A 1763-nucleotide genomic window follows, 5' to 3' on the forward strand; every position below is an offset into this window, starting at 1 on the left:
GTCCGCGAGGATGCTCGCCTTGTCACGGCCCCCCGTGAGCTCCTCGCCCAGGCCTTCCAGGACTTCTGCGTTCGGGAGTTGGGCCAGGACTTCGCCCGGGGTGATGAGCTTGCTCCGGCGGACGCCGCTGCCGACCACCACCGCCGGGGCCTTGGCCACCTCGGGGTCGACCAGGATCGGCCAGTCCGAGGGGAGGCCGAACGGGGTGATCCCGCCGTACTCCATGGCGGTCAGCTCGACCGCTTCGTCCATCGGCGCGAAGGACGCCTTGCGGACGTCCAGGCGGCGCTTGACCACACCGTTCACGTCGGCGCGGGTGGTCGCCAGGACCACGCACGCGGCGTAGCGGACCTCGCCGGACCGCTTGCCCGCGACGACGACGCAGTTCGCCGAGAGCTCCAGCGGCGAGCCGTACTTCTCGCAGAACGCAGCGGTGTCCGCCAGGTCCGGGTCGATCTCGGTCGCCCCGATGCGCGAGTCGTCGAGCTCCCGGACCGACTCCGCGACCGGGGTGGCGAGCAGTTCGAGGCGCTCCAGCGCCGATGCGACGTCCAGCGTTCCCGCGGCCAAAGACCAATCAGCACCCATGCCACGACGATACGAACCGCCGCCGGGCAGCAGTCGTTCAGGCCAGGAAGTCGACCAGCAGGCGGCGCAGCTCGCGGCGGTGGGTGAGCATCGGCGCGGGCGAGGGGAAGATCTCCAGCCGCGCGCGGGCGAAGGCGGCGGCCACGGACTTGGCCACCTCGGCCGGATGCAGGGGGTCGTCGGTGGCCCCGACGACGAGCACGTCCGAGTTGGCGGAGCTCAGCGCGGACGCGTCCGCGAGCGGTGCTTGCTCGGGCAGTTCGCGGAGCGCGTCTTCGAGGCGGAGCAGCGCGGTGGCCCGCTGCTCGACGTAGTCCCCGAGTTCGGCGCCCGGCGGCAGGTCTTCCGCGACGAGCTTGCGCAACTGCGCGCCGTCACCAGCGGCGACCGCGTCAGCGAGGCGTTCGAAGGACCAGTTCGCTGCGATGCTGCGCGGGCGGTCCAAAGCGGCCGGGAGCAGCAGCGCCAGCCGCTCGAACCGGTCCGGGTGCTCGGCCGCGATGCGGGTCAGCGCACCTGAGCCCATCGAAACACCGACCGCGCGCGTCGCTCCGACCTCGTCGGCGACCGCGAGGACGTCCGCCGCGATCGACGAGTAGTTCCAGTAGCCGGACGGGGCGTCCGGGGCCTCGCCGTGCCCCGGCAGCATGACGACGACCCGGGTGCCCGGGAGTCCGGAAGCGGGGATGCGGGCTTCGCCCTCGGTGGCGCCCAAGCCGTGCACGACCAGCGTCACCGGCCCGCCGCGGCCGTGCGTCGCCCAGCGCGGAGCCACTACCAGGACCGTCCCTGGATCTCCCGCACCTTGGGCCGCACGTCGACGATGTACACCAGCGAGGCCACCAGCCCGGCGATCCAGATGATCCCGTACGGCCCGCGCTGGTCCAGGATCAGCAGCAGCGCGGCGGCACCCGTGATGGCCAGCCACTTCACCTTGTTCAGCTTGTCCACAGCGGTGAACGCGTCAGGCCGCTGCAGGGCAGCGTGCACGAACGCGAAGACCCCGACCGGGATACCCGCGAACCAGATCACCAGCAGGATCCACTGGTACAAAGCCAAGCCGGTAAACACGCCCCCACCTTACGTGCTGCGCAAGTGCGCAGGCACCCGCCGATCGGCCACACCCCAGCTAGAGGACCGCAGTTTCAATTGAAACTGTGATCGGCCGTGAGGGA

3 protein-coding genes are annotated in these 1763 nt (G+C 71.1%); all 3 read right to left on the bottom strand.

Annotated features, from left to right (window positions below; translation table 11 throughout):
- Positions 1–588, bottom strand: a 588-nt coding sequence (locus tag ABTZ89_RS38450) for a YbaK/EbsC family protein (protein WP_351054372.1), incomplete at its 3' end; no start/stop codon positions are given.
- Between the two features lie 37 nt (positions 589–625).
- Positions 626–1363 (bottom strand): alpha/beta fold hydrolase, encoded by a 738-nt coding sequence (locus tag ABTZ89_RS38455; RefSeq protein ID WP_351054375.1) that lies wholly within the window; start codon positions 1361–1363, stop codon positions 626–628.
- A complete protein-coding gene (locus ABTZ89_RS38460) occupies positions 1363–1659 on the bottom strand; it encodes a DUF2516 family protein (RefSeq protein WP_408641866.1) in 297 nt (98 codons plus the stop codon). The genes ABTZ89_RS38455 and ABTZ89_RS38460 overlap by 1 nt, the downstream gene beginning before the upstream one ends.
- Positions 1660–1763 lie beyond the last annotated feature (104 nt).

The sequence above is a fragment of the Saccharopolyspora sp. NPDC002686 genome (assembly GCF_040295745.1).
GTDB lineage: Bacteria > Actinomycetota > Actinomycetes > Mycobacteriales > Pseudonocardiaceae > Saccharopolyspora > Saccharopolyspora oryzae.